The following is a 7,135-nucleotide window of genomic DNA, read 5'->3' as shown; positions in this document are numbered from 1 at the left end:
CCGCTGTGCAACATGCTATTTGGCGCGGGCTGGGGATCAAAGATTCCGGCTTGGCAGGAAGCTGACAGCCACGGAAAGCCCCGGAGGGCCCCAGCCCTCGCGAGGGCAACTTCTACATGCTTGCTGATGAGTCGACAACCGAACGCGAGCGCTTGGTGATAGCCGGTTGACGGCGGTTCGGCACCACGCGTTTACAAGCCGGGCGGTGAGAACTGGCACGAGCAAGAACGACCGAGACGGTTTGCTTAACGAAGAATGGGCAGTCCAGCAGCCCGGCTGGCCGGGTTCGCTACGAGACATTCAAGCGCGCACGGGGTGGGTAGTTGTCTGCCCTGGGCCTACACTTTCGTGCGTCTCGGCCCTGTTCTCAATCGAATTGGTGCCTAACACGTATGACGGCGAAGTTTGGCGCACTGGCCGCGACCGTCGGGTGGCGCAGGTACGCTTGCCCAACCTTGAGTGAACTGCACGACCGTTAGTGGTCGCGCCGGCGCTGTGCTTTGAGTCGATACGCGCACAGTGCACCACTGATCGGAAGCGGCACGGGGACCCCTCACCGCTGTCCGCTCGTGATATCCACCAGCTAACGGCGGCGGCGGTCAAGCAGCGAGCCCGAGTTCTTGCGTTCGGCGGCGAGGCCCTCTAAGAGATGCCGCGGCAAATTCCCAAAATATATGAATGATACAAACCGATATATAGATAGATAATTTGCGCAGCGGAACGCCGGTCGGCACCTTTTGTGTGGACGGCTTCGCTGTCATCGGCTCCGGTTGGGCTAAAGCGACAACGAAGGTCTGAGGCCTGCCGTCGCCCTGATAAATAACAAAGTCCGAGGTGTGCTGGAGGCACTTGTTGACGTGCACCCGACAGTGGGGTTTCTGTTGCCTCAAGTCAGTGCAGGCCACTTCCTAGGGATCAGGTGCACGGCGGTCGGTGTCGGGAAGTAGCGCAGGTCACAGCTTCGTCGGTTCGTCGACAGGCGCCGTCGGCGGCTGGCCGGGGGCGGTGGGCCCGTAGCGGCCACATGCCCCTCGAAACCCTTGCACAGCTTTGTTGAGAGGGGCGAGTTGGGGAATGGAGGTCCAACCGCCACGTCTGGTGTAATGGTGCGAAATTTGCAATTTCAGCGTTTATAGGTGAGAAGGAAAACGCGCTCATATTCGCATAAAAATTACCCAGCTCTGTTGCATCGTGGCGTCTTGAAACAATACGCACGTTCACCGTTATACAACTCAGGAACATATTAATCGTGAGCACGATATATGCGTGTCGATATTATGCTGAGCACGTGATCTGAATTACTCATCAGCAAAGGACTCGACCGCAGCGCCGACGGGTTGACCAACCGGTGGGTCCAGCATCGCCTGGCTCGGACGTAGCGGCGGGGATACCGCTTTTTACGTGTATATGCTCGCCTTCAGGCCGGATCGGGCGAGCTGACCAGGGCGCCCAGAGTGCTGCCGTCGAAACACCGATCCGCCGACTGTCGAGGTTTGTCAGCAAATATCGGTAGTTGTACCCATGCCTAGTGGCACCGTTTGTTCGAAATAGCCGATTTCTCTGTTGCCCTGCCTTAATATCATGGTGTAGCGTCCCGCTGTGCTGTGGGTCATACTGCCGAAGGAGGCAAGTTGTCTTTACGCTGCGGGGAGGAAGTACATCTATCTAATGTCTGCTAAGACTGCTCCCAAACGAGTGCGCTAGTGGTGTCCACAGACACAGAACCTATTCCCGCGGCCGCGGCTCCAACGCCGGGCGGCTCGTCGTCTCGCAGGACCGGTCCTCCGCGCGCCGCTGCCAGGTTTCCGACGGCCGCTGCCACCCCGTTGCGGGAGGTTGGCAGTTACTTCGCGCTTTCGGTCGACATCTTGGCCCAGATGGTGCGCCCGCCTTGGTCCTGGCGCGAGTTCATCCATCAGGCGTGGTTTGTGGCAAGGGTGTCGATCGTCCCGACCATCTTCTTATCTATCCCGTTCAATGCGCTTGCTGTGTTCATCATCAATGTTCTGCTGGTCGAGATTGGAGCCGCCGACGCTTCGGGTGCAGGGGCTGCGCTGGCGAGCGTCGCCTACATCGGCCCGATCACCACTGTGCTCGTAGTCGCCGGCACGGGCGCAACGGCGATGTGCGCGGACTTGGGTGCGCGCACCATCCGCGAAGAGCTCGACGCGATGCGGGTGATGGGCATCGATCCGGTGCAACGTCTCTTGGTGCCCCGGGTACTGGCGTTGTGCCTAAACGGGTTGTTGCTCAACGCGATCAACACCATCGTCGGCCTGGTGGGCAGCTTCTTTTTCTCGGTTTACTTTCAACATGTCACCCCGGGTGCCTGGGCGGCCAGCCTCACGCTGCTGGTCAAGATCGCCGACGTGATCATCGCTTTTTTCAAGGCGGCGTTGTTTGGTCTCGTCGCTGGCACCATCGCCTGCTACAAGGGCGTGACAGTGGGTGGGGGACCGCAAGGTGTCGGCAACGCGGTCAACGAAACCGTCGTCTACACGTTCATGGCGCTATTCGTGATCAACATCGTTCTGGTCGCGGTGGGCACAAAGGTGACAATGTGAGCGCGGCCCCCGCCCGCCATCAGGTTGTGAGCACCGCCCCTGCCGCGCAACGCTTCTCGCGGACAATTGCCAAAATGCGCGGTCTCACCGCGGGATGGAACCGGCTGGGAAACCAGACGGCTTTTTACGTGAGAGCCCTGACGCTGGTATGGGATGCCATCGCCCGCTACAAGGCCGAAACGTTGCGGCTCATCGCCGGTATGAGTCTGGGCGTTGGTGCGCTGGCCATCATCGGCGGCACCGTAGTGGTCGTGACCACACTGGTCATGTCGACGGGTTCATTTGTCGGCATCCAGCTGTACCGCTCGCTGTCCGACATCGGGGTAGAGGCGCTGAGCGGTTTCGCCTCGGCCTACATCAACACGCGATTCGCCGCGCCGCTGACCGCCGCCATCGGACTGGCCGCCACCATCGGGGCCGGAGCCACCGCACAGCTGGGCGCGATGCGGATCAACGAGGAAATAGACGCACTCGAGGTGATGGGCATCCGCGCGATCAGCTACCTGGTGTCGACACGGATCGTGGCAGGCGTCATCGTCACCGTGCCGCTATGGTGCCTGTCGTCGCTGGCGGGTTATCTCGCGACGCGGACCCTGGTCGTCGTGGCATTCGGGCAAGCACCCGGTGTCTATGACCACTATTTCCAGACCTATCTACAGCCCACCGACCTCATCTGGTCGCTGCTGCAAGTCATGGTGACCGCGACCATCGTCATGCTGATCCACACCTACTACGGGTTCAACGCATCGGGCGGCCCGGCCGGCGTCGGTGAGGCGGTCGGTCGCTCGGTGCGTGCGTCGTTGACCGTGGCGGTATCGGTGCAGTTGGCGGTAGCCATGGCCGCCTACGGCGTGTCCGGCAACTTCAACCTCTCGGGATAGCAGCCGATGGCAACGAAACGACGTGAGGCGGGCCTGCCTCCAGCGCTGTGGACCTTCCTTCTGTTCGCCGCCATCATCGGGCTGGTGATGCTCACCGTGGCGGCCTTCAAGCGAGACCTCAGGCCCTATACGACGGTGACCCTCACCTCGGATCGGTCCGGGCTCATCATGGAACCCGGTGCCAAGGTCAAACTCCGGGGTGTCCAGATCGGCCGCGTTGCCTCCATTCAGGAAGGTGATCCGGTCAAACTTCGGCTTGAACTCTACCCAGAGCAGCTCAAATACGTCCCGGCCAACGTCAGTGCCCGAATCACCGCCACCACCGCGTTCGGCGGCAAGTATGTCGATCTGCTCATCCCCGACAACCCCAGCCCGAAACGGCTTTCCGCCGGTGCGGTGGTCGCGTCGCGCAACGTCACCACCGAAGTCAACACGGTATTTCAGAACCTGGTCGCAGTCCTCGACCAGGTCGACGCCCCCAAGCTCAACGCCGTGCTGACCGCGTTGGGAGAGGGGCTGCGCGGCAAGGGTCAAGCCCTCGGCGAGGCCACCACCGATCTCAACGAAGTCCTGACGGCCATCAACCCTCGCAGTGAGATGGTGCGCGCCGACCTGCACTCCTTGCAGGGATTCAGCGACACCTACAGCGCCGCCGCTTCCAACATCGTGACCGTGCTGGACGCCCTGAGCACGACCAGCACCACAATCACCGATAACGCCAAACAGCTCGACGCGCTGTTACTCGACATCAGCGGCCTGTCGCGCTCGGGCACGAATCTGCTTGGCCCCAATAGGGACAACTTCGTGCACGGCATCAACGTGCTCGAGTCCACCACCCGGCTGCTGATGAAATACAACCCGCAACTGACTTGCACGCTGGTCGGCGGTAGTAAAGATGTCGACTTGTTCGCCCCCATCGCCGGCGGGCGCAACGGGTATTCCGTCATCCTCGACGTCGCCTTGCTGTTCGGTAAGGATGCCTACAAGTTCCCCGACAACCTGCCGATCAACGGGGCCAAAGGCGGACCCGGCGGGCAGCCCGGCTGCGGCTCGCTTCCCGACGTCTCCAAGAACTTCCCGCAGCGCTACCTGGTCACCAACACCGGGTGGGGCACGGGGATCAGTCAGCGGCCCAACCCAGGCATCGGCTTCCCCGGCTACGTCGACTACTACCCGGTGACCCGAGGAGTGCCGCGACCGCCGAGCCTACGCCATCCCGGCGGTCCAGCACCCGGGCCCATCCCGTACCCGGGGGCGCCACCCTATGGCGCCCCGCTGTACGCGCCTGACGGCACCCCCTTATATCCCGGGCTGCCGTCCGCGCCACCGCCAGGCCAACCGCGCGAAGCCGGCCCCCCGCCCGCGGGTGAAGAACCGTTCGTGCCACCCGTGCCCGGCGGGATGCACCCCACGTGCGGGGTCGCTACCCAAGAGTGCGCACCACTGCCACCACCGCCCTACGCGCCCGGACCATGACCCACCGCCACTGACACGACCCACCGCAACAACGAGAAAGGCAGAGATGCAAGAGAATTTGGCAGGAGCGCTGTGGCGCCTGGCCATCTACTTGGTTGTGTCCGTGCTCGGCATGTTCGCGTTGATCGGAGTTTTCGGGCAGTTGCGCTTCCAGTCCGAGCAGACGTACAAAGCCCAATTCATCAACGTTTCAGGTTTGGAGGGCGGAAACTTCGTCCGCATCGCCGGCGTCGAGGTCGGCAAGGTGAAAGACATCGCCATCCAGCCCGATTCCACCGTGCTCATCGAGTTCACCGCGGCCGACTCGGTGATGCTCACCGAAGGCACCAGGGCCGCAGTCCGTTTCGCCGACCTTACCGGCGGCCGATACGTGTCCCTGGAAGAGGGCGCGGGGGCACTCAAACGACTGGCACCCGGCGGGACCATCCCGCTTAGCCGCACCGAGCCCGCGCTGGACCTAGACGCCCTGATCGGCGGCTTCCGGCCGCTTTTCCACGCGTTGGACCCCGACCAGGTGAACAAGCTGACCGGCCAACTGATTACGGCCTTCCAGGGCCAGGGCGGGACCATCGGCTCGTTTCTCACCCAGGCCGCGGCCCTTACCGGCACTCTGGCCGATCGCGACCAATTGATCGGCCAGGTCATTACCAACTTAAATACGCTGCTTGGATCGCTCAGCGGCCAAAGCAGCCAATTCGCCAAGGCCGTCGACTCGCTGTCGCAACTCATCGAGGGTCTCAAAGCCCGCAAGCAAGACATCAGCAATGGAGTCGCCTACGCCAACGCTGCAGCCGCGTCGATCGCCGACCTGCTGGCCCAGAGCCGTCCGCCTTTGAAAAAGGTTGTGCACGAAGCGGATCGCACGGCAGCAACCATCCTCGCCGACCACGATTGGTTCGACAACTATCTCAACCACTGGCCCGACGCGACACAAATTCTCAACAGGCAGGGTATGTACGGGGACTTCTTCAGCTTCTATCTGTGTGATCTGGTATTGAAGCTCAACGGCAAAGGGGGCCAACCGGTTTACATCAAACTGGCCGGCCAAGCCACCGGGAGGTGCACACCAAAATGAGGACCGCCTCCGAGCGTAATCCGTATCTGATCGGCGCCATCGGCCTCGGCATCATCTTCGCCCTGATGCTGCTGTCTCTGAACTATGACAAACTGCCATTCTTCAACAGAGACAAAGAGTATTCGGCATACTTCGCCGAAGCGGGCGGCATAGCATCGGGTAACCACGTCCAGGTGTCGGGCTTTCGGGTCGGGGAAGTCTCGAGCGTCGAGCTCGACGGGCCCCGCGTGCTGGTCAAGTTCACAATCGCCCGCAATGTCCGCCTCGGCGAACGCACCGAAGCGGCAATCAAACTCAGGACCGTACTCGGAAGCAAGGTCCTCGAAGTCACCCCCCGCGGAGACGGTCAACTCAATGGACCCATCCCGTTGGAGCGGACCACCCCGGCCTACCAACTACCCGATGCGCTCGGTGATCTGACCGCAACTATCAGCGGGCTCAACACCGACCAGCTGTCCAAGTCGCTGGCCGTGCTCGCGGACACGTTTTCAGACACCGCACCCGACCTCAAGGCCGCGGTGCAAGGGGTGACCCGCTTTTCGCAGACCCTCGACGAGCGCGACAGCCAGCTGCGAAATCTGTTGAGCAACGCCAATAAAGCCACCAAAGTGCTCGCCGAACGCAGCGACGAGATAACACACCTCGTCGCCAACACCAACGAACTGCTAGTGCAACTGAGAAGCCAACGCAGTGCGCTGTCGCACATCGCTGGCAATCTGTCCGCACTGGCCCGCCAGCTCAAAGGGTTCATCGCCGAAAACCGCGACACACTCAAGCCCACACTCGACAAGCTCAACGGCGTCTTGGCGATCGTCGACAACCGCAAAGAACGAGTGCAAAAAGCCATCGTAGGACTGAACAGATACGCCATGTCGCTTGGCGAATCCGTCGGATCCGGGCCGTTCTTCAAGGCCTACCTGGTCAACCTCTTTCCCGGTCAGTTCGTGCAACCGTTCGTCGACGCAGCCTTCTCCGATCTAGGCCTAGACCCCAACGTGCTGCTACCGAGCCAACGCACCGACCCGCAGACTGGCCAGCCCGGCACGCCGCCACTGCCGATCCCGTTCCCACGCACCGGCCAGGGCGGGGATCCGCGCCTGAACCTGCCCGACGCCATCTCCGGAAACCCCGGCGACCAC

At 61.9% G+C, this 7,135-nt stretch carries 5 protein-coding genes; all 5 read left to right on the top strand.

What is annotated here, in order from left to right; all coding sequences use genetic code 11:
- Window positions 1-1,877: 1,877 nt before the first annotated feature.
- Entirely contained in the window at window positions 1,878-2,564 is a 687-nt protein-coding gene (locus ACYQ8K_RS29550; protein WP_459974865.1) for an MlaE family ABC transporter permease, read from the top strand.
- A gap of 74 nt (window positions 2,565-2,638) precedes the next feature.
- Window positions 2,639-3,445 carry an ABC transporter permease gene (locus tag ACYQ8K_RS29545; protein WP_459974863.1) on the top strand — a complete coding sequence of 269 codons (807 nt, stop codon included), beginning with the start codon at window positions 2,639-2,641 and terminating at the stop codon, window positions 3,443-3,445.
- Between the two features lie 6 nt (window positions 3,446-3,451).
- Complete coding sequence (locus ACYQ8K_RS29540; protein WP_459974860.1) at window positions 3,452-4,921, top strand: MCE family protein; 1,470 nt, start codon at window positions 3,452-3,454, stop codon at window positions 4,919-4,921.
- A 46-nt stretch (window positions 4,922-4,967) separates the two neighbouring features.
- Entirely contained in the window at window positions 4,968-5,996 is a 1,029-nt protein-coding gene (locus tag ACYQ8K_RS29535; protein WP_459974858.1) for an MCE family protein, read from the top strand.
- A partial coding sequence (locus ACYQ8K_RS29530) for an MCE family protein (RefSeq protein ID WP_459974856.1) occupies window positions 5,993-7,135 on the top strand: 1,143 nt, incomplete at its 3' end. The genes ACYQ8K_RS29535 and ACYQ8K_RS29530, both read left to right, overlap by 4 nt.

It is taken from the genome of Mycobacterium sp. MUNTM1, from assembly GCF_054660795.1.
This window is presented reverse-complemented; position numbering and strand designations above follow the sequence as displayed.